This window comes from Bradyrhizobium sp., from assembly GCF_019242285.1.
Classification (GTDB): domain Bacteria; phylum Pseudomonadota; class Alphaproteobacteria; order Rhizobiales; family Xanthobacteraceae; genus Bradyrhizobium.
Window position 1 is genome coordinate 24,576 of sequence record NZ_JAFAVV010000291.1, and the last position, 21,017, is coordinate 45,592.

Annotated in this window: 19 protein-coding genes; 2 read left to right on the top strand and 17 right to left on the bottom strand. The window is 64.1% G+C overall.

Annotated features, from left to right (window positions below; genetic code table 11):
* Position 1: 1 nt before the first annotated feature.
* The 3 genes from JOY90_RS11285 to JOY90_RS11295 all read right to left on the bottom strand — a co-directional run bounded on the left by JOY90_RS11285 (position 2) and on the right by JOY90_RS11295 (position 2,644).
* A complete protein-coding gene (locus tag JOY90_RS11285) occupies positions 2–703 on the bottom strand; it encodes an ABC transporter permease subunit (protein ID WP_291691218.1) in 702 nt (233 codons plus the stop codon).
* Positions 700–1,647: an ABC transporter ATP-binding protein gene (locus JOY90_RS11290; protein ID WP_291691219.1), complete on the bottom strand. Its 948-nt coding sequence runs from the start codon at positions 1,645–1,647 to the stop codon at positions 700–702. Before JOY90_RS11290 ends, JOY90_RS11285 begins: the two co-directional genes overlap by 4 nt.
* 106 nt (positions 1,648–1,753) lie before the next feature.
* Positions 1,754–2,644, bottom strand: coding sequence for an N-acyl homoserine lactonase family protein (locus tag JOY90_RS11295; RefSeq protein WP_291691220.1), 891 nt, complete (start codon positions 2,642–2,644; stop codon positions 1,754–1,756).
* A gap of 254 nt (positions 2,645–2,898) precedes the next feature.
* Between JOY90_RS11295 and JOY90_RS11300 the strand changes: the two genes are divergently transcribed.
* Both JOY90_RS11300 and JOY90_RS11305 read left to right on the top strand, forming a co-directional pair.
* Positions 2,899–4,812, top strand: coding sequence for an NAD(P)/FAD-dependent oxidoreductase (locus JOY90_RS11300; RefSeq protein ID WP_291691221.1), 1,914 nt, complete (start codon positions 2,899–2,901; stop codon positions 4,810–4,812).
* 61 nt (positions 4,813–4,873) lie between these two features.
* Positions 4,874–5,518: a 2-hydroxychromene-2-carboxylate isomerase gene (locus JOY90_RS11305; protein WP_291691222.1), complete on the top strand. Its 645-nt coding sequence runs from the start codon at positions 4,874–4,876 to the stop codon at positions 5,516–5,518.
* Positions 5,519–5,560: 42 nt separating this feature from the next.
* On the opposite strand, the gene JOY90_RS11310 is transcribed toward JOY90_RS11305, so the two are convergent.
* The 14 genes from JOY90_RS11310 to JOY90_RS11375 form a co-directional block, all read right to left on the bottom strand.
* Positions 5,561–8,635, bottom strand: coding sequence for an ATP-binding protein (locus JOY90_RS11310; protein ID WP_291691223.1), 3,075 nt, complete (start codon positions 8,633–8,635; stop codon positions 5,561–5,563).
* Positions 8,636–8,645: 10 nt separating this feature from the next.
* Positions 8,646–9,011 (bottom strand): Hpt domain-containing protein, encoded by a 366-nt coding sequence (locus JOY90_RS11315; RefSeq protein WP_291691224.1) that lies wholly within the window; start codon positions 9,009–9,011, stop codon positions 8,646–8,648.
* Between the two features lie 2 nt (positions 9,012–9,013).
* The gene (locus JOY90_RS11320) at positions 9,014–10,318 is read right to left on the bottom strand and encodes a PP2C family protein-serine/threonine phosphatase (protein ID WP_291691225.1); all 1,305 of its coding nucleotides are present in this window, start codon (positions 10,316–10,318) and stop codon (positions 9,014–9,016) included.
* A complete protein-coding gene (locus tag JOY90_RS11325; protein ID WP_291691226.1) occupies positions 10,315–10,968 on the bottom strand; it encodes an ATP-binding protein in 654 nt (217 codons plus the stop codon). Before JOY90_RS11325 ends, JOY90_RS11320 begins: the two co-directional genes overlap by 4 nt.
* Positions 10,969–10,974: 6 nt before the next feature.
* Positions 10,975–11,274 carry an STAS domain-containing protein gene (locus JOY90_RS11330; protein WP_291691227.1) on the bottom strand — a complete coding sequence of 100 codons (300 nt, stop codon included), beginning with the start codon at positions 11,272–11,274 and terminating at the stop codon, positions 10,975–10,977.
* Positions 11,275–11,285: 11 nt separating this feature from the next.
* Positions 11,286–12,416 carry a methyl-accepting chemotaxis protein gene (locus JOY90_RS11335; RefSeq protein WP_291691228.1) on the bottom strand — a complete coding sequence of 377 codons (1,131 nt, stop codon included), beginning with the start codon at positions 12,414–12,416 and terminating at the stop codon, positions 11,286–11,288.
* Positions 12,417–12,418: 2 nt separating this feature from the next.
* Positions 12,419–13,480 (bottom strand): chemotaxis response regulator protein-glutamate methylesterase, encoded by a 1,062-nt coding sequence (locus tag JOY90_RS11340; RefSeq protein ID WP_291691229.1) that lies wholly within the window; start codon positions 13,478–13,480, stop codon positions 12,419–12,421.
* A gap of 8 nt (positions 13,481–13,488) precedes the next feature.
* A complete protein-coding gene (cheD, locus tag JOY90_RS11345) occupies positions 13,489–14,139 on the bottom strand; it encodes a chemoreceptor glutamine deamidase CheD (protein ID WP_291691230.1) in 651 nt (216 codons plus the stop codon).
* On the bottom strand, positions 14,136–14,960 hold the full coding sequence (locus JOY90_RS11350; protein ID WP_291691231.1) for a protein-glutamate O-methyltransferase CheR: 825 nt from the start codon (positions 14,958–14,960) through the stop codon (positions 14,136–14,138). The genes cheD and JOY90_RS11350 overlap by 4 nt, the downstream gene beginning before the upstream one ends.
* A gap of 64 nt (positions 14,961–15,024) precedes the next feature.
* Entirely contained in the window at positions 15,025–17,394 is a 2,370-nt protein-coding gene (locus JOY90_RS11355) for a methyl-accepting chemotaxis protein (RefSeq protein WP_291691232.1), read from the bottom strand.
* 30 nt (positions 17,395–17,424) lie between these two features.
* Complete coding sequence (locus JOY90_RS11360; protein ID WP_291691233.1) at positions 17,425–17,955, bottom strand: chemotaxis protein CheW; 531 nt, start codon at positions 17,953–17,955, stop codon at positions 17,425–17,427.
* On the bottom strand, positions 17,945–20,029 hold the full coding sequence (locus JOY90_RS11365; protein ID WP_291691234.1) for a chemotaxis protein CheA: 2,085 nt from the start codon (positions 20,027–20,029) through the stop codon (positions 17,945–17,947). Before JOY90_RS11365 ends, JOY90_RS11360 begins: the two co-directional genes overlap by 11 nt.
* Complete coding sequence (locus tag JOY90_RS11370; protein WP_291691235.1) at positions 20,020–20,385, bottom strand: response regulator; 366 nt, start codon at positions 20,383–20,385, stop codon at positions 20,020–20,022. Before JOY90_RS11370 ends, JOY90_RS11365 begins: the two co-directional genes overlap by 10 nt.
* A gap of 2 nt (positions 20,386–20,387) precedes the next feature.
* Entirely contained in the window at positions 20,388–20,708 is a 321-nt protein-coding gene (locus JOY90_RS11375) for a lipid asymmetry maintenance protein MlaB (protein WP_291691236.1), read from the bottom strand.
* Between the last annotated feature and the right edge of the window lie 309 nt (positions 20,709–21,017).

Sequence of the window (21,017 nt, forward strand, 5' to 3'; positions counted from 1 at the left end):
CTCAACGCCGCGCCAGCGCCCGCACGGTCAACAGCAGCGTCAAGAGCGTGACGCTGAGGAAGAAGCCGACATCGGAGAGATAGATCGAGCCCACCGCGAACGGGCGGAAATGCACCGACAGCGACAGGTTGACCACCAGCGTGTCGGCCGGGCTCGGCAGCAGCCAGCCGAAATTATCGATGATCCAGAGCATCAGGAACACGCTGAGCGAGACCAGCGCCGCAATCACCTGGTTTGCGGTCAGCGCCGAGGCCAACAGTCCGGTGCCGACCAGCGCGGAGGCAAAGAGCACCAGTCCGAGGTAGCCGCTGTAGATCGGGCCGAAGTCCGGATCGCCGAACCACGCCAGCGCCGCGGCATAGGCGCCGGACAGCACCAGCATCACCGCGATCAGGCTCATGCTGGCGACAAATTTCGCGAGCACGATCGCGACCTCGGAGACCGGCGCGGTGAGCAGAACCTCGAGCGTCCGCAGCTTCCGCTCCTCCGCCAGCAGCCGCATCGTGATCAGTGGCGCGGTCAGCATGAACAGCACGAACATCTGGAAGAAGATGTGCACCATGCTCGGCTGGTGGCTGAGGAACAAGGTCAGCGTGAAGCTGTAACCCATGATCAGCAGGAAGACCGTCATCACCACATAGGCGATCGGCGAGGAGAACAGCGCCGTCTCCTCCTTGCGCAGCAGCGTCGCAAAATTCCTCATGCCGCCACCCTCGCCGGCTGCCGGGTCAGCTCCAGGAAAATGCGTTCGAGGTCCACCCGCCGTTCCGTCACCTCGGACACGGCGATGCCGGCCGCCACCAGCACGGCCACGATCTCCGACGCCAACGACGAACGCGGCTCCGCCCGAATGAGATAACGCGGCCGTCCGCCGCCGGATTCGGGATCGACCGCAATGTCGCGCACGCCGGCGATGCCTGCCGTCGCGGCGCGGACGGCATCTTCGGATGCGGCGGCTGCAAGCTGCAACGTCACACCAGCTCCGGCCCCGTTGAGCGCGTCCGTGGTCAACAAGCGGCCGTCGAGCAGGATCATCACCCGCGAAGCGATCTTCTCGATCTCGGGCAGAATGTGCGAAGCAAGCAGAACGGTGCGGCTGTCCGCGAGCGACCGGATCAGGTCTCGAACGGCGATCACCTGATGCGGGTCGAGCCCGCTGGTCGGCTCGTCCAGCACCAGGACCTTCGGGTCGCCCAGCAGCGCCTGCGCGATCGAGACGCGCTGGCGGAAGCCGCGCGACAGCTTGCCCGTCGGGAGCGTCATCACCCGCGTCAGATCGAGCCGTTCGGCCGCGGCCTCCACCGCGGCCTTCACGCCCGACCTGCGCAGGCCCTTCAGGCTCGCCATGAAGTGCAGGAACTCGCCGACGCGCATGTGATCGTAGAGCGGAGCATCCTCCGGCACATAGCTGATCGTCCGGCGAACGGCGAGCGAGTCGGCAACGACGTCATGGCCCGCGACCTCGATGCGTCCGGATGTTGGTACCAGATAGCCGGTGAGCATGCGAAACAGGGTGCTCTTGCCCGACCCATTCGGCCCGAGCAGTCCAACGATTTCACCGGGCTCGATGACGAAGGAGACGTCGACGACCGCCCGGCGCGGCCCGTACCACTTCGTCACATGCTCGGCCAGCACAACCGGGGACATGGCTGCTCACACATCCGAAACGCCTGAAGCCGTCGCAAACGGCGACAAGGCACGACCCCGATGTCCAGGTCGTGCCTCCATCACGCCGGCGATGATGCGCGCACGCTCACTCGTAGAATTCGGGCGAGTGCTTGTGCGCCTTGAACACGTCGGGGTCGTGCGCGTAGATGATGTCGGCCTTCTCGGTGTCGCGGACCCGCCGCACCCACGCATAGGCGTCGAGCATACCGACCGGATCATAGACGCTGCCGACGCTCGGCAGGATGTTCTTGTCGAGATTCTCCTGCAGATAGACGGCGTCGCTGGTCAACACCACCGTACCGGTCTTCGGCAGGCGCACCACCATGATCTGGCTCCCCGGCGTGTGCGACACGGAGCGATGGATGTAGATGCTGCCGTCGCCGAACAGATCGAGATCGCCGTCGAGCTCGATGGTCTTGTACTTGCTCGGCATGCCGCCACCGACGCCATTCCTCAGCATGGCGAAATCGTCGGTGATGAAGAACGTCGCGTAGCCCGGCGCAGGCCAGAACGCGTTCTTGATCTCGTCCCGCTGGTACACGATGGTGGAATCGAGGAACTTGCCGATGTTGCCGGCGTGGTCGACATGGAAATGCCCGAGCACGAGATATTTGATGTCGGACGGCTTGACGTTGATCTTGGAGAGCTGGGCATCGATGGCGATGTCCGGCGTGCGGCCCGGATCAAGCGCGGCAATGAACGGCCCCCAATAGTCCGAATTGGTGATGATCTTGTCGTTGTTGCCGCAATCGAACAGCACGTCGCCCTTGGGGTGGCGGATCAGGAAGAAGCCGACCGGAATCTGCACCTTGCCGCTGGCGCCGTTCTGGATCAGCGACTTGTCGAGATTGAGCGCGCCGGACGTGAAGACGTACATCTTCATCTCCTTCGGCGGCTCGGCCGCCAACGCGCCGGCAGACGTAAAAAATAATCCTGCCGCCAACGCGCTCAGGACTTTCGCGCACTTCACCCGCATGTCGCCCTCCCGCTCTTGATGTTTTGTTCGCGATGAATTGTTATAATGACGATAAGAACTTACTATGGATTATGGCCATTGTGCAGACCTCGCGTCCCGATCAATCACAATAATGCCTATCGCAATAGGCGAGCTGTCGCTGCTTGCTGCACCGCAAGCATTCCGGCCCGCGGAAATGGCGGACCGCCCCAGCGCAACATAGCACCGCCGGGCGCGATCGTTCGCTCCGATGGCACGACACCAGGACGAGCATCATGAACATCGACGTGCCGCGCCAGGAGCTTGCCCTGTGCTCGGCCATCGCCGAAGGCGACATCCGCTGCCTGCTGATGGTGCTGGTACACATGAGCGGCGACGAGCGCTGGCTGGAGCCGCCCTACCGGCCGAAGCGCGACGTCCGCCTGATCCCCGATCCGGATGCGGGCGTGCCGCCGGACATTCAGGATGAAATCCGTCAGGCCATATTGAAGCTGTTCGCGCGCGGCAATCCGAAGCCGGTCATTGCCGATCCCGGCGAGGAATTGCTGCTGAAGATGATGCGAACCTGCCTCGGCGAGAATGTCGCGCCGGAATATGCGCCGCTGATGCGCGAGGAGATGGGATTTGTCGCGCGCGAGGCGCGCTGGAGCCGGCGCCCGTCCGACGCGACGCTGGCGAGGCAGCATGTCCTCATCGTCGGTGCCGGGGTCTGCGCCATCGCGCTCGCCGTCACACTGAGTCATCTCGGCATTCCCTACACCATCGTCGAGAAGAACGCCGAGCTCGGCGGCACCTGGTACGTCAACCGCTATCCCGGCTGCGGCGTCGACACGCCGAACCATTCCTATTCCTATTCGTTCGGATCGCGGAATCCGTGGACCCGCTTCTTCTGCCAGCGCGAGGAACTGCTCGACTACCTGAGGAAGGTGGCTGCCGAGTACGGCATCCGGGAGCACTTGCGACTGAGCACCGAGCTGACCTCGTCGCGTTGGGACGAAGGCCGGCAACGCTGGGTTTCAACTCTGAGGACGAAGGACGGCGAGGAGACCTTCGAATCCACCGCGCTGGTCAGCGCCATCGGCCAGCTCAACGACCCCTCGCGCGTCCGCTTCAAGGGCGACGAGGAGTTCGGCGGCCTGATCGTGCATCCCGCGCTGTGGTCCGAGGACATCGCGCTCGACGGCAAGCGGGTCGCCGTGATCGGCACCGGTGCGACCGCAATGCAGCTCGTGCCCGCAATCGCGGACCGCGTTGCTTCCGTCTCGGTCTTTCAGCGCACCGCACAATGGGCACGGCCCGTGAAGGGCTATTCCGATCCGATCAGCGAGCGCGCGAGGTGGCTGCTGGCTCATCTGCCGTTCTATGTGCAGTGGTATCGCTTCAACATGTTCTGGCGCTACGGCGACGGCCTGTTGCCGTTCCTGCGCAAGGACCCGGCCTGGCCCTACCCCGACCGCGCCGTCAACAAGGGCAATGACCGCCACCGGCAGGAACTGACCGATTTCATCCTGTCGGAGCTGAACGAGCGGCCCGACCTGATCGCGAAATGCGTGCCGACCTATCCGCCCTATGGCAAGCGCATCCTGCTCGACAACAACTGGTTCAGGACGCTGAGGCGGCCGAATGTCGAACTGGTCACCGACGACATCGATCATTTCAGCGGCGATGGAATCGTCACCGCCGACGGCAGGGAACGGCCCTTCGACGTCATCGTGGTCGCGACCGGCTTCAGGGTCACCGAGATGGCGGCGCGCCTCGAGATCACCGGCCGCGGCGACGTCAACCTGCGCGACAAGTGGGCCAACGACAACCCGACCGCCTATCTCGGCCTCACCGTGCCCGAATTTCCCAACTTCTTCTGCATGCTCGGCCCCAATGCCGGCCCCGCGCATGGCGGCAGCGTGATCTTCCAGTCGGAATGCCAGAGCCGCTACATCTCGGCCTGCCTGGTCGAGATGATCGAACGCGGCCTCGGCGCGATCGACGTCCGCCAGGACGTGCTCGACGACTATGTCCGCAGGGTCGATACCGAGCACGAGGCGATGATCTGGACCCACCCCGGCATGACCACCTATTATCGCAACAAGAGCGGCCGGGTGTTCTCCGCGATGCCGTGGCGGTTCGTGGACTACTGGCGCATGACCCATGATCCGGATTTGAACCAGTACCGCCTGACCGCGACCCATTGATACGGGGCCGTATCAGAGCCGCGACTGCCTGCTCGGCGCCACATCCGTGAGGGGATAAGCGATGGATAAGCCGCGCGTCCGTATCTATACCGACTACAAGAGCCCCTATGCCTTCGTCGCCAACCAACGGCTGTTCGATCTCCAGGAGAAGTATGGCGTCGAGCTGGAATGGCTTCCCTACACGCTGCGCATCCCGGAATTCATGGGAACCGTGGAGGAGCGTACCCCGCATTTCTGGCGCAAGGTCCGCTACCTCTACATGGATGCGCGACGGTTTGCGAACGCGCAGGGCCTGACCCTCAAGGGAACGCGGCGCGTCTACGACGCGTTCCTTGCCAGCGCCGGCATGCTGTTCGCGCAGCGCCATGGCTTCTTCCGCCCCTATCACGAGGCGGTGTTTCGGCGGTTCTGGAGTCACGACATCGAAGTCGACGACCTGCCGGCGATCTCCGATCTGATCGCCTCGCTCGGCGGCTCGGCCGCCGAATTCGAGGCCTATGCGCGCGGGCCGGCGCGGGCGGAGCACGACCGCATCATCGACGAGGCGGAAGCGCTCGGCGTGTTCGGCGTGCCCACCATGGTGTTCAACGGCGAGCTGTTCTGGGGCGGCGACCGCATCGACATGCTGGCCGAGCGCATCCGGCATCCCGAAGGCATCGTGGCCGCGCTCGGCAGCCGCTACCGAAAGGACGCCGCGGCATCGTAGGCGCGCCCCACGGCAGGCGCGCCGAAAGACCGCGGCCAAACGTCAGACCGACGCGACCTCCTCGGTCTCCGCCACGCCCGCGATGCCGGGCGCATCCGCGCCGCGGAGCGCCCAGCGATTGATCGCAGCGAACAGGAGCGGCGGCTGGATCGGCTTGGTGACGTAGTCGTTCATCCCGGCAGCAAGATAGGTTTCGCGCTGGCCAACCAGCGCGTTCGCGGTCAAGGCGACGATCGGCACGTCGCGCGCGACGCCAGGAAGATTCCGGATCGCCTTGGTGGCGGAGATGCCGTCCATCTCGGGCATCTGCACATCCATCAGCACGACGTCGTAGAGCGCCTTCGAGGCGGCCGCGACCGCTTCCGCGCCGTTGACGACCATCGTCGGCCGGTGCCCCTGCTTGCGCAGCAGGCTGGAGATCAGGGTTGCGATGATGGGGCTGTCCTCGGCCACCAATATCTCGAGCGGCCGGTCGACGACCGCCACCTGCTGAGGCGCCGCGGCGACCGGCTGCCGGCCCTGGCCGCATTTGACCGTGAACCAGAACGTCGAGCCCTCGCCCGGCGTGCTGTCGACGCCGATACGTCCGCCCATCATGGTGCAGAGCTGCTTGCAGATCGCAAGCCCAAGTCCGCTGCCGCCGTATTTCCGCGAGATCGACGTATCGGCCTGGACGAAGGGGTCGAACACGTTCTTCTGAACTTCGGGCGACATGCCGATGCCCGTATCCCTCACGCCGATCGAAAGCTCGATCGAACCATCGGGCAATAGGCGCTGTGAGGCGCCGATCTCGATCGATCCCCGCTCGGTGAACTTGATCGCATTGTTCACGAGGTTGAGGAGGATCTGGCGGATCCTGGTGGGATCGCCCTTGAGATATTGTCGGAGATCCGGCGCCAACGCCGTGCGCAATTCCAGTTTCCGCTCGCTCGCCTTGGCAGTCATGACCGTTGCCAGGCCTTCGATGAGATGCCTGAGGTCGAAGTCGATCGCTTCGGGCGTCAGGCGGCCGGCCTCGAGCTTCGAGAAGTCGAGGATGTCGTTGATGACGCCGAGCAGGAGGTCGGCGGATTCCTTGGCCAAGGTCGTGTAGCGCTGCTGCTCGTCGCTGAGCGGCGTGCCACGCAGGAGGTCCACCATTCCCACCATGCCACCGAGCGGTGTGCGGATCTCGTGGCTCATGATGGCGAGGAAGTCGGACTTGGCGCGATTGGCGGCCTCGGCGGCATCGCGCGCGCTGCGCAGATCGGCGGACGTCGCCACGAGCTCCTGCGTCTGCAGCTCGAGATCATTGCGGATCGCCTGCACGTCGGCCAGCTTCTGCTCGAGCTCGGCCTGGATCCGCTTGAAGGCGGTGATGTCGGTGCGCAGCCCGACCGTTCCGCCGTCGGACGTGCGATGGTCGATGATCTGTATCCATCGTCCGTCGAGCTGCGGGATTTCAAGCGGCTTGCTGCCGGCATAGTGCCAAGCCATTCTTTCCTTCAGCCAATCCTCGAAGTCCATACCCTTCAGATTCAATATGCCCTGATCATTGGCGATCCGGTGGATCTGCTCATAGCTCATGCCGGGCTTCATCACCCGCGCAAGGCCCGGGAACATTTCCCTGTAATGCGTATTGGCCATGACGAAGCGGTCTTCTCTGTCGTAGAGGACGAAGCCCTCTGCCAGGGATTCGATCGCATCCATGAGGCGGAGCCTCGATCTTTCGATCTCCTGCTCGGCCGCCTTGCGTTCGCTGATGTCCTGAACGATGCCGAACCGGCCGGCGAAGCGACCCTCGGCATCCCACTGCGGAGCAGCCTCCATTCTCACCCATACGACGGATCCGTCGGGACGAATCAGACGATGTTCGACCGCCAGAGCGGTCCCCTCGTCGCTGGCGCGTCGGCGCTCCGCGAGACAGTTATCGACATCGTCGGGATGGACGAGGTTGATATAGGTCGAGAAAGGCACGTTCGGTTGTGGCGGGATGCCCACCATCTCGAACAATTGCGGCGACCACACCGCGGTGTCACCGGCTGCATTGCTCATCCAGTGTCCGACCTTGCCGATCCGCTGCGCTTCGAGCAGGAGTTTCCTGCTGCGTGCCAATTGCTCGTTCTGTCGCGAGAGCAGGATCTGCGACCCCTTGATATTGCGGATCTGCCGCAACAGGAGCGCCAGCAGGGCCATGATGGTCGCGACCGCCAGCGCTGCGCCCAACGCCAGGACGATGGCATCGCGTCGCCACGTTCCCAGCACGGCTTCCCGCGTCATCGCGATCGAAACCCGCAAAGGGAAGCCCGGGACGGCATGAAACGAGACGTATCTGGTGACGCCATCGGGGCCCTCGACGAACGCCTCGCCGGAGCCGCCTCGCCTCGCGCCGAGCACACGCCCGATCATGCTCTCTGCGTGCGGATAGCGCGCGAGCACCATTCCTTCCTCGCGCATCAGGGCAATCGAACCGCCCTCGGGAAGCGCGACCGAGCGATAGAAACTCTCGAAATAGGCCAGCCGAACCGCAGCCTGGATGACGCCGAGGAATTTGCCGCGGGAATCGTTCACGCGGCGCGCCAGGTAGATCGTCCAGGCCCCATCGGCCGTGTTACGGACGGGCTCGCTGACGAACAGCGTGGCCGTGTCGTTGTCACGATGGTAACGGAACTGCTCGCGATGGGCCAACGACGTAGCCGGAGGCGGCCAGGAGTTTGCCTGGTTGGCGAGCTTCCCCTCCGCGTCGATGAAGATGATGTTGCCCACCTGGGGAAGAATCGCCATCTTCTCCCTCAGATATTCGTGCATCGGACGGCTTGCGATCATCGCCTCCGCCGACGCGCGCTCCAATCGTTCGCCCGCGAGGTGATCGATTGCGTTCCTGAGCACCAGGTCGATCGCCTGGAAAGAGCGGGACGTCTCCTCGGCCAGCACCATCGACAACTGTGCCAGATTGGCCTTTGCGCCCTTCTCGACGCGCTCGTGAAGATTGACAATCGACAGACCGGCGGCGACCACCAGCATCAGCGTCAATATCGCTGCGGCCTGCATGGCGACAAGGGGAAGACCGCTCTCGCGCGACGCCCGCACGGGCCGCCCCTCCGCCTCGTTGAGAACCTCCTGGAGTCGATGAGGCATGGCTCTGTGCTCAGCCCTGGGCGCCTGGCGCGCGGCGGGCGAGCTCGGCGATCGTCGCCTCGACCGTCGCCGCCAATGCCGGCATGCGCGCCGCGATCGCCGCGACCGAATCGAGATCGAGCTCGATCGAGCGCGCCATCGAGGCGAGCCGGGCCGCTCCGAGGCTGCTGGAAAACCCCTTCAGGACGTGCGCGGCCTTGCGCGTCTCGTCGAGATTCCCGGCATCGAGCGCCGCCTGGATCGCGCCGAGCGACCGGCCGGCGGCCTCGGGGAGTTCGAGCAGCATCACCGACAGTCCTTCCTCGCCGAGCGCGTCGCGCAACAGGTCGAGCTGATCGCTCGCAAACAGGGGTTCGGTTTCAACGGTTTCCAGCATGTTCAACACTCTTGATCGGCGCCAACCATCGACGACCTGGCCGGAGGCTGCCCCGGCGAACGGTCCTGATACGACTCCGCTCTCGTGAGGACTCGGCGGTCGATGCAGATGACAGTGGTGTCGTCCTGCAAGGCCACGTTCTCGGTGATGCCAGCTTCGGCGCAGAGGCAGTCGATCACCACATGCGGATCAAGCCCGAGATTGCAGCTGCTCAAGGCCTTGGCCAGACCGGAATCGCCGATGCGATTGCCGGAATCGTCGACGAATTCGGACAAGCCATCGCTGTACAAGAACAGCAGCGAATCCTTCGGAAACGCATGCTGCTGCAGGTAGTAGCGCGAACCCCGCTCAATCCCGAGCGGAACCCCGCTCGCCTCACAGAGCAGCGCACGCCCGCCACTACCCGGAACCAGAAGGAAGGGCGGCGCGCCGGCCGATGCAAAGCGAAGCTCGCCGTCCGCATGATCGATGACGACGTACATGAAAGTCGCAAATTGACCGGGGGGCAGCAGTCGTACCAGACGCTCGTTGAGTACCGAGGTCAATTCGGCGGGATCGTCGTGCAGCGACCGATATTCGTGAATCAGCGCATGGAGCCTGAAGGTATTGAGTGCCGCATTCACGCCATGACCGGCGAAGTCGGCCAGGAAGATGCCGAGCGATCCGGCGTCGATCGGCAGCATCCCCCAGAGGTCGCCACCGAGCTCCGATGACGATCGATTGTAGGACGCGATCCGCAGTCCCGCGCTCTCGGCAAACAGCTGCAGCGCGCCGGGCGGCGGCAACAATTCGAATTGCATGCGCCTTGCCGCTTCGAGCTCGCGGGATATCCGTTCCCGATAGGCGCGCAACTCCCGCAGCGAATTCCATCGCTCGAGGTGGATGACGACGCGCGCGATCAACTCCGACGGGTTGATCGGCTTGGAGAGGAAATCAGAGGCGCCGCCCGAGAACAGCTCGCCCATCTTCTTGCGATCGACGGTCGCGGTCTGCATCAGGATGGGCATATCGGCCAGCTCGGAATCCGCACGAACCTTCCGGCAGACTTCCAGCCCGCTCATGTCGGGCATCTGCATGTCGAGGAGCAGGAGATCGGGACGAAATTCCTTGAGCTGCTCCATCGCCGATACACCGCCCTCGGCAAGCCGCAGGTTCCTGAAATTCTCTGCACGCAGAATTCCTGCAAGCAGGCGCCGGCTGAGCGGATCATCGTCTGCGATCAGGATCCTGGCGTTCTCGATCGAGTCGTGACGCGGCTTCCCGACCACGGCTTCCCTGGGCTCGTTGCTCGCGGCTACGGCTGTCATCGTCGAAACTCCAGGCTGACCGTGGTCCCCCCGTTCGACACCGTCACCTTGTCGGAGAACGCCTCAAGGATATCGAGCCCTCTTCCGCTGGCATGGTCGCCCGGCTGACGGGATTTCCGATTCGACGGTACCGCCGCGTCATAGCCCTTTCCGGAGTCCTGGACCACGACGTTGAGGGTCGTCGCATTCCAGATCGCGACGACCCGAATCTTTGCACGTGCGACCTCGGGCGAGGTCAATTTGGCTTCGATCGCCTCCTGTGCCGCGAGCAGCCCTTCGAGACTGTCCCGCAGGTTGGGATCGATTCTGAGATTGCCGTGGAAAACGGCATTCATCAACGCTTCCTGCGCCGAGCTGTAGATCCGGTCCCGCAGATCTTCGGAGAACGCCGTCCGTCTCTCTATCGCGGCAATGAACGCCTTGACGATCGAGTGCCGATAGGCCGAGCGCGTGGTCACGATCAGCGTGAGCTGGCCCGGCGCGCGCTGCTCGATGATCACGTCACCGCAATCGCACTCCTCGATCAGATCGGCTTCGACACAGGTCGTGGCAGGCGGCGACAACGCCTCCTTCAGCGTCTCTACCGACTGGCCATCCCAGCAACTGAGGCCGGGCGGTGGCTTGACCCGCCGCGCCTGGTCGACTTGCATCTGCCGTCACTCCTCGACGGTGAACAGCGTATTGAACTTGGTGACGCAGAACATGCGCTTCACCTGGCCGCCCGGTCGCTTCAGGATCAACTGCCGGTCGTTCTTCCTGGCTTCGTCCCTGGCCAGCAGCAGCATGCCGAGGCCGGCCGAATCGATGAATTCGAGCTTCGACAGGTCGATGGTGATCGTCGACCCCTTCGCCTCGAAGAGCTCGATGATCATCTGCTTGAACTGACTGTGATCGTTGAAGGTGAACTCACCGGCCACCGCAATACGCCCCGCGTCACGATCGACTGTTATCTGCATCGTCATCCCTCCTAGAACAACTCCACCGACCCGCTTGCCGATGGTTCAACGCGGATAGCCGCCTCGTCATCGAGATCGGCCGCCTGCTTTCCTTCGAGGATCTGCGCCACGAATCGCGAGCGCAGCTCGCCCAGCGTGAAGCGGTCGAGCAGCCTCGTCACCCATTCGACGTCGAACGACGACTCGCCGGACGCTTCCGGCAGCCGCCCCTCGGTCGCGCTCTTCAGCTCGTCGAGCGCCTGGTCGACCACGTGCAGGGTGTCGACGACATGCTCGAGCCGCTGCCGGGCGCGGTCCTGAAATTGAATGCCGGTGACCATGCCCTCGACGTCGGCCGCAATCACCTCGGCTTCCTTGACCGCGTCCGCAACCACGCTCGTCAGCATTTCGGTTCTGCGGATCAGGGCGGACATCAGGACCTCGAGGCGGTCCTTCGCCATGAGATTCTGCGACATGTCGATCGTGGCGACACGCTGCAGCGTCGTGTGCCCGCTGGCGATCCCCTCGGTGACCGCCTTCAGTTCGCCATTCATCGAGATCGACAGGTCGTGCGTGGCGCGCGACAGGTCGCGCACCTCGTTCGCCACGACGCGAAACGCCGCTCCAGCCGTACCGGACCGCTCCGCCTCGATACGGGCATTGAGCGCGAGCATGTTCGTGGTGCGGTTGATGCCGTTCAGCTCCGCCATACAGTTGTGGACGCGCCCGACATTGGCATTCAGCTCGTTCAGCGCGTAGACCATCGACATCGAATCCTTGGACAAGTGCAGGATCTTCTCGACGACGTCGCTGAGAGTATCCTCCAGGAGCCCGGCGATCCTGTCGATCGGAACCACCTCTTCGTCGATCTGAATGCCGATGGCGAGCTTGCTGAGACTTTCGACGCGTGCGGTCTGCTGCTCGGCGCAGACGGCCAGCCGCTGGAAGCGGCCGCTGAGCGCCTCCGCTTCCGTCTCCACGACGGCGGAAGTCTGCTGGATCTCAGATACCAGCGTCCTGATGACGCGCTGCTGCATGCGCGCGAGCGACATCCACTTCTGCAGCAGCTCGACGTCAAGCGAGCGATCGGGCTGCAGCGGCTGCGGCGCCTCCGGATCGTGCGCTATCGGCGGCGCGACGCGCCGGCGTTTCCAGGGCAACATGACTACACCCTGACTCCCCGTCCCGCGAGCGCCTGGCACTGCTCGAGAACGTGGGCGGCTATCTTGGCGAGCGGCAGCTCGACCTCGGTCGCGCCGCAGTCGTGCGCCGCCCTGGGCATGCCGTAGACGACGCAGGTCGCTTCGTCCTGGCCCACGGTCGACGCCCCCGCCGAGCGCATTTCCAAGAGCCCCATGGCACCGTCGCGGCCCATCCCGGTCAGGATGATGCCGACCGCGTTGGAGCCAGCCGCATGCGCCACCGAACGGAACAGCACGTCGACGGACGGACGATGGCCGGACACCGCCGGTTCGTCGTGGACGCGACAAACATAGTTCGCCCCGTTGCGCGCAAGCTCGAGATGATATCCTCCCGGCGCGATGTAGACGTGGCCCGGCAAGATGCGCTCGCCGTTCTTGGCTTGGCTGACAGAGACCGCGCAATGGTCATTCAGCCGATGGGCAAACGATGCCGTGAACAACGCCGGCATGTGCTGCGTCACGACGATCGCGGGCGAGTCGGCCGGAAAAGTCGATAGCAATTCCTGCAATGCCTCGACGCCGCCGGTAGAGGCGCCCACGGCAATGATCTTTTCCGACGACAGGAAGGACGTGCCGTTGGCCAGTGCGACGGGCCTCGGCCTCGCGCCCGACGACGTCCGTATCCTGGCTTTCGCCGCCGCCTTGACCTTGTCGATGATCTCCTCGCGCAGCGCCGGCAGTCCCGCGACGAGCCCGACCGTCGGCTTGGCGACGAAATCGACCGCACCTATCTCCAGCGCCCGCACGGCTGTCTCTGCGCCCTTCTGGGTCAGCGACGAGATCATCACCACGGGCATCGGCCGCAGCGCCATGATCTTTTCCAGGAAGACCAGGCCGTCCATCTGCGGCATCTCGATATCGAGCGTCAGGACGTCGGGATTGAGCGACTTGATCATGTCGCGCGCGACGATCGGGTTCGGCGCTGCGCCGACGACCGTGATCGCCGCGTCGGAAGAGAGGAGCTCGGTGAGCATCTGGCGGACGAAGGCGGAGTCGTCGACGACCAGAACGCGGATGGCACCCATGGCAAGCCTCAAAACAGTTCGACCGAGCCGCCGACCGGCTCGACCTCGATTTTGGATTTGTAGGAGCTTTCGCTGCGGACCAAGGCGTCACGATCGGTACGTTGCAGCTCGAGCAGCAGCACTTTGCCGGTTGCGGGAAAATAGTGCACTCGGCGTGGCAGCGTGCCGCGCAGATGGCGGGCGGCGATCGGCAGGTTCTCCGTGGCGAGATAGTCCTCGACGAAATCGGCGTTGCGGTGTCCGATATTGGCGGAACCGGTCAACACGTTGCCGCCGCCGAACACCTTGACCTCGAGCCGCTGGCGCAGGCCGCCGCGCGCAAGGATGTCGTTGATCAGTCGCTCCATGGCGACGTTGCCGTAGCGCATGCTGGCCGACGCGGTGTCCCAGCCGGAGCTCGCGCCGCTTGCCTCGGGCAACATGAAATGATTCATGCCGCCGACACCGGCAAGGGGATCGCGGATGCAGGCCGCGACGCACGAACCGAGAATCGTGACCAGCATCTCGTCGGGCTGCCCGGTAACGTAGTGCTCGCCAGGGAAAACCTTGATCGCGCTCTCCTCGAACATGGGATCACGATAGCGCCGCGTCCCGCCCGTCGGCTCGGGCGAGGTGTCGGAGGTTCGTGCGGCTGCGGTTCTGGTTCGGCGGCCTGTCATTTGATCCTGCGATAAATCGTGCGCCCCACCAGATCGAAGCGGTCGGTGACGTTGAGCAGACTTTCCGAGTGGCCGATGAACAGCCATCCGTCGGGTCTCAATATCTCGGCGTAGCGGTCGAACAGGCGGCGCTGCGTGTCCTTGTCGAAATAGATCACCACGTTCCTGCAGAAGATCACGTCGAACGGCCCCGACATCGGCCATCCGCCCAGGAGATTGAGGTTGGCGAAGGTGATGAGCTCGCACAGCTCGTCCTTCATCACGGCGCAGCCGTCGCTGCCAACCGTCATATAGCGCTTGCGATAGGTGTCGGGGATGCTCTCGATCCGCTCGGCGTCATAGACGCCGGCCACCGCACGCGAGACCACATTGGTGTCGAGGTCGGTCGCGAGAATCTTGATGTCCCACCCGTGCAGCGGCAGCAGGCAGCCGCGCACGATCATGGCGATGGTGTATGGCTCCTCGCCGGTCGAGCAGCCGGCTGACCATATCCGGATCCGCCTGGGATCGGCGTTGGATTGAACCAGTTTCGGCAGGATGACCTTGTTCAGATAGTCGAAATGGTGCGACTCGCGAAAGAAGCTCGTGTGGTTCGTCGTGATGGCATTGATCAGGTTCAGACGCTCGTCCTCGCCCGCATTCGTCTCCAACAGATTGCAATATTCGCCGAAATCGGACAGGCCGAGCGCACGCAGGCGCCGGCCGAGCCGACCATGGATGAATGCGCGCTTCTTGTCGCTCAGCACGATCCCGGCCGTGTCCAGCACGAGCTTCGAGATCTTCCTGAAGTCCCCGTCCTCGAGCGCGAATTCTTCTTGCACGACCCACTCCCCGTTTCCGATCGGGCGTCAACCGGCGCTGCCGGATGACGCCCGCTGACAGCCACTAGAATTCCTTCCAGTCCGCGTCGCCCGCACCGGCCGCGCGCCGACGCGCCGGTTCGTGGTCGACCGCCTTGGTCGCTGGCGCCGCCCTCGGCGCCGTCGGCGCCTTGGCACGCAGGGGCTCCCTGCCCGAGCTCAAGGAACGATCGACGACGGGATTGCCGGTCAGCTTTGCCTTGCCGCCCTGCGGTTTGCCGCGATCGAACTCTGGCAGCACGTTGAACTGGCCGACCATGTCGGCCATCGCCGAAGTCTGGTCCTCCATGGACTTGGCGGCCGCCGCAGCCTCTTCGACCAAAGCCGCGTTCTGCTGGGTGACCTTGTCCATCTGGGTGACGGCGTTGTTGACCTGCTCGATCCCGGCGCGCTGCTCCTGCGACGCAGCCGAGATCTCGGCCATGATGTCGGTGACGCGTTTCACCGACTGGACGATCTCTTCCATGGTCTTGCCGGCGGTATCGACCAGCCGCGAGCCCGATTCCACCTTGGCCACCGAATCCGAGATCAGACCCTTGATCTCCTTGGCGGCATTGGCGCTGCGCTGGGCGAGGTTGCGCACCTCAGCAGCGACGACGGCAAAGCCCCGTCCCTGATCACCGGCACGGGCAGCTTCGACCGCCGCGTTCAGCGCCAGGATGTTGGTCTGGAACGCGATCTCGTCGATGACGCCGATGATGTCGGCGATCTTGCGGCTGGCCTGGGTGATACCGTCCATGGTCGTCACCACCTCGGCCACGACCGAGCCGCCGCGGACCGCCACATCCGACGCGGAGGAAGCGAGCTTATTGGCCTGCTGCGCATTTTCCGCGTTCTGCCGCACGGTGGAGGTCAGCTCTTCCATGCTGGCCGCCGTCTCTTCCAGGCTCGCCGCCTGCTCCTCGGTGCGCTGCGACAGGTCGGTGTTGCCGGTGGCGATCTCGCGCGCCGCCGTGCTCAACGTGTGAGCGCTCTCCGCCACATCTCCGATGATCGAGGACATGGTATCGAGCAGGCCGTTCACGCCTTCGCAGAGCTGCCGGATGTCACCGGTCTTGCCTTCCAGCGGCACGCGCTGGCGAAGGTCGTTGTCCTTCGCCGCCGTGACGACCTCCTGGGTCTGCTGGACCGCGGCCTGGAGGATCGCCGAAGCCTTGATCTGCTCGGTGATGTCGGTGGCATATTTGACCACCTTGAACGGCTTGCCGTCGGGCCCCATGATGGAGTTGTAGCTCGCCTGGATCCAGATTTCCTTGCCGCCCTTGCCGATCCGCTTGTACTGGCCGGAGTCGTACTCGCCGCGGCCCAGCTTGTCCCAGAACATGCGGTACTCGGTCGACTGCCGATAGGCGACATCGACGAACATCGAGTGATGCTGACCCTTGATCTCGTTCAGCGAGTAGCCGAGCGTGTTGAGGAAGTTGTCGTTGGCGTCGATGATCTTGCCGTCGAGGGTGAATTCGATGACGGCCTGGGCCTTCCTGATCGCGGCGATCTGGCCGCTGAAATCTGCGTTCTGCAGCACCTGCTCGGTGATGTCGGTGGCGTATTTCACCACCCGGAATGCCTTGCCGGACTGATCCAGGATCGGATTGTAGCTCGCCTGGATCCAGACCTCCTTGCCACTCTTGCCGATGCGCTTGTATTGCCCGGCGTCATATTCACCACGCCCGAGCTTTTCCCAGAACGCGCGGTATTCAGGGCTCTGGCGGTAGGCCGGGTCCACGAACATGGAATGGTGCTGGCCCTTGATTTCGTCGAGCCGATAGCCGACCGTCTTCAGGAAGTTCTCGTTGGCGTGCTGAATCACGCCATCGAGCCCGAACACGATCATCGCCTGCGAGCGGTCGATCGCCGCGAGCTGGGAGACCTGGGCCCGCATCTCGGTGACGTCGGCCCATTCCAGCATGAAGCCGGCGGAGCCGCCCTGCGCGTTGCGCAACGCGTTCACGTGCAGCGAGATCTTCAGCGGACCGACAGGGATGTCGGTCTTGAACGGCAGGTTGGCCGGGTTGGCCAGCAATGCGCGCTGATGCGCCGGATTCTTGTGAAAGATGTCGATGCAAGCGCCGATCAGGCTGCTCGGATCGAAGGTCGGCCAGATCTTGCGGAACTCGTTCAGGTTCTGGTTGAACAGGTTCTTCGAGGCTTCGTTCAGATAGGTGATCTTCAGATCAGGATCGACCAGCATCAGCGCACCGGTAACCTTGCCGATGGCGCTGACCAGGTTGTGGTCGAGCTGCGAAGCCGGTCGGGCTGCCTGCGTCTTGGCTTTCGGTTTTTGAGGCCGCGGTCGCGACTTGGACTTCGCCGGCACCGGGCTGTCCTCGTCATGCGGCGTACCGTCCTCGTTGAATTCATGCATCATCGTGGTCTCCTGGGAATTGTCGTTCATGAAAGCTTCTCGAAACTTCGCGGTAAGCGTTTACGCGGCAACTAACCCGGCCGATTCCGTCGCCGAGCGCTTCGTCGAATCGGGGGACATCCCGAACAGTCCGGCCAGAGATACGAGCGTCACCATGCGGTTCTCGATGGCAACCAGCCCCTCCAGGAACTGATCCTCGTTCGGCATGCCCATCTCCGGCACGTCGCGAATTTCCTTGGGGTCGACCGAGATGATGTCGGAGACGGTATCCACCAGGAGTCCGACCGTGCGCGTCCCCGCGGCGACGATGATGACCACATGCATGCCGGTCGGCACGGTCACTCCGATGCCGAACCGGGTGCGCAGGTCGAAGATCGGAACGATGATGCCGCGCAGATTGATCACGCCGCGCACGTGAGGCGGAGCATTCGGGATCATCGTGGTCTCGGTCCAGCCCTTGATCTCCCGGACCACCATGATGTCGATGCCGTATTCCGCCTCGCCGAGCGTGAAGGTGATGAACTGCTGGACGTTCTCGCCGACGGCGGCTTCGAGGCCGCGATTGACGGCCGTCTTGTTGTCAGGCTGCATTGGTGATGTCCCCTGAGGTTTCGATACTTGCGATGGTGGTCGGCTCGCGGCGTCCGCCGCTGCCGCGGCCATCGATGGCCTGCAACCGCGCCACGTCCAGGATCAGCGCCACCCTCCCGTTGCCGAGGATCGTCGCGCCGCTGATGCCCTCGACCGGCTCGTAATTCGCCTCGAGGCTCTTCACGACGACCTGTTGTTGTCCGAGCAACTCGTCGACGACGACGCCGACCCGGCTCGCGCCCTCGCTCTGCACGATGATGACGATGCCGCGGCAGGGATCGCCGATTGCGCCGTCGATCGAGAAGCAGCGATCGAGGTAGACCAGGGGCAGGTATTCGCCGCGCAAGGCCAGCACGTCGCCGCGCCCGACGACGGGATGAATGTCGGCGGCCTGCGGCCGGAGGTTCTCGACGATCGCGGTCAGCGGAATGATGAAGGTCTCCTTGCCGACCGACACGACCATGCCGTCCACTACCGCAAGGGTCAGCGGCAGGGACAGCGTGAAGGTCGAGCCGTGGCCGAAGCTCGACTGTACGGAGATGCGGCCTCCGAGCGCCTGGACGTTCCGTTTCACCACGTCCATGCCGACGCCGCGGCCGGAGATGTTCGAAATGACGTCTGCCGTCGAGAACGCCGGCAGGAAGATCAGATTGTCGATCTCGTCGTCGCTCGGGTTGGCCCCGCGCGGCACCAGACCGCGATCCTGCGCCTTCGCCAGTACCTTCTCGCGGTTGATGCCACGGCCGTCGTCGGAGACCTCGATGACGATGCGGCCGCTGCGCTGGGCCGCGGAGAGCTGAATCGTTCCCTGCTTCGGCTTGCCCGCGGCGACGCGTTCGCGTGGCGCCTCGATGCCATGATCCAGCGCGTTGCGGATCATGTGCGTGAGCGGATCGTTCAATTGCTCGATGACGGTCTTGTCGATTTCCGTCATCTCGCCGGAGGTGACGATGCGCACTTCCTTGCCGAGCGTCGCCGCGAGATCGCGGACCACGCGGGGCATGCGTGCGAACACCGACTTCACCGGCTGGGCGCGGATCGCCATCACGCTTTCCTGCAGCTCACGTGCACTCTGCGCCAGCGCCTCGATGCCCTGGATCAGGGCCGGATATCTGTCGGCCGGCAGCGACAGGCCCTGCTCCGTCAGCATCGCCTGGCTGATGACGAGTTCACCCACCAGGTTCACGAGACGATCGACCTTGTCGACGTCGACCCGAATGGATTGGGAACTCACCGGTGCGGGCGCAGCGACCTGAGCGATCGCACCCACATTCTCGGCAGGCCCCGTCTCGGCGGGCGGCGCCGGATATTGACCGGCGGCCTGCAAGTCGGCCGGCTCGATCGAGAGATCGCAATCGTCCTCCACGAACTCGAATACATCGCGGACCACCTGCGGCGACACGCTGGTTTCAAGTGTGAAGGTCCAGCCCAGATAGGCGACCTCGGCCTCGATGCTTTCCAGCTCGGGCACGCGCAAGCTGTCGACATCGGTGGCGAGCGCACCGAGCTTCCGCAGCTGTCGGATGAGAAGGAGCGGCTCGTTGGCCTTCTTCAACATCTCCGTGTGCGGCCGGAACGTGATGCGGTATCTGCGCTCCTCGGACGAAACCGCCGGCGCCAGCGACTCGGCAACCGGCGTGACCTCCGCCGCGACGGCGTCGGCCGACCGGTCCAGGACGTCCTGCATCGCGCCGCGGATATCGGCGGCGAAGTCGTCGGGCAGTTGCCGTTCCAGACGCGCGGCGTTGACGATGTCGGCGAGCGCGTCGCTCGCACGCAGGAGAAGCTGTTTCAGGTCCGGCGTCGCGGGAACCTTGTGCTCGCGCAGCGCATCGAGCAGGCTCTCGAACGTATGCGAGAACGCGACCAGATCGTCGCAGCCGAACGCGCCTGCTCCGCCCTTGATCGAGTGGACCGAGCGGAAGACGGCGTGAAGGACCTCGTCCTCCTCGTTGCCGCTGGACAGCAGCTCGAGGTTGGACTGCAGGGCGTCCATCAGCTCGGCACATTCCTCAAAATAGGTCTTTCGAAATTGCGCGAGTGGATAGCCTTCGGTTTCGGAGCTCACGGACATACGCGGTTGACCGTCGCGATCAGCTGCTCGGGATTGAAGGGCTTGACCAACCAGCCCGTGGCGCCGGCGGCCTTGCCGTCGGCCTTCTTGGTGCCGTCGCTTTCCGTGGTCAGGATCAGGATCGGCACCGCGCGGTGCTGCGAGCCCGAGCGGACGTTCTTGATCAGCGTGATGCCGTCCATGTTCGGCATGTTGAGGTCGGTGATGATCAGGTCGAACTTCCCGCCGGTCAGCACGTTCAGCGCGGCCCTGCCGTCCTCGGCCTCGGCCACGTCGAAACCCGCCTTCTTCAGGGTGAACGACACCATGTCCCGCATGGTCTTGGAGTCGTCGACCGCCAGAATACGCTTGCCCATTTTCAATTCATCCAATTGCTGAATTCGGACTGCAGCCCGAGATCGGCGATCGCCGCTCGGAACACGTCGGAGGCGTTTGTGATCTTGTACGGCTTCTGAACGGCCTGTGCGGACCGTCCCGCGGCGAGCAGTATCTGAACGCATGGCGTCGACATGCGCTGGACCGCACTCGCATCGAGCAGGATGTCACGCCGCTGCAACAGGTTGAGCATGCCCTTGCGCAGGCTCTCCGCCTGCGCCAGATCGAGCATTTCCGGCAATGCATGCACCTGGCCGGCGGCGGCGTCATCGGCGGCAGTCTCAGGAGGCGTGGTCGAAGTCATTGCTGATCGTTTCCGAAGGACGCTGCGGTACGGACTGTGTCAGGTGGGCCCCATCTCGCGACGGCGAACTGGCGCGGTTCTCTCGTGACGATTCGAGCCGAACCACGCTTCGCCGGCAGTTTCCAAACTGCCCTGCAAGCCATTGTCGGACTGTTAAATCCCGCAGCCGTATAATTACGGTTGCTACCTCTGCGTGCGGTGACTATCCCGCGTCAACGGCGGCTCGGGGGCCGCAGCTCATCGCGTCGCGCGCGGCGCGACGTCGGATGCAATAGTGAGGCGGAAGGGAAGAGGCGCTTCAAATGCGAG